This is a genomic window from Mycobacterium simiae (genome assembly GCF_008370645.1).
GTDB lineage: Bacteria > Actinomycetota > Actinomycetes > Mycobacteriales > Mycobacteriaceae > Mycobacterium > Mycobacterium simiae_A.
Genome location: NZ_VTZN01000659.1, coordinates 1 through 244 on the forward strand (window position 1 = coordinate 1; position 244 = coordinate 244).

General features: G+C 76.2%; 1 protein-coding gene. It reads left to right on the top strand.

Annotated features, from left to right (window positions below):
* Window positions 1-244 (top strand): hypothetical protein (locus tag F0Q45_RS28505; RefSeq protein WP_188113229.1); only part of this gene is annotated, 244 nt, incomplete at both ends.

A 244-nucleotide genomic window follows, 5' to 3' on the forward strand; every position in this document is an offset into this window, starting at 1 on the left:
TGCCGGTGGGGCTGGGGCGGACGCTGCCACCGGCATCGGAGGCACTGGCGGGACTGGCGGCGCCGGTGGGCTGGTTGGCGACGGCGGCGCCGGTGGGACAGGTGGAGCCGGCGGTAAGGGCTCACTCGGTGCTGACGGTGTTGGTGCCGGCAGTAACGGCCAGAGCGGCGGGCAGGGCGGAACGGGCGGAACGGGCGGTACCGGCGGAGCAGGCGGCTCGACGGCGGGCAACGGTGGGCAAGGC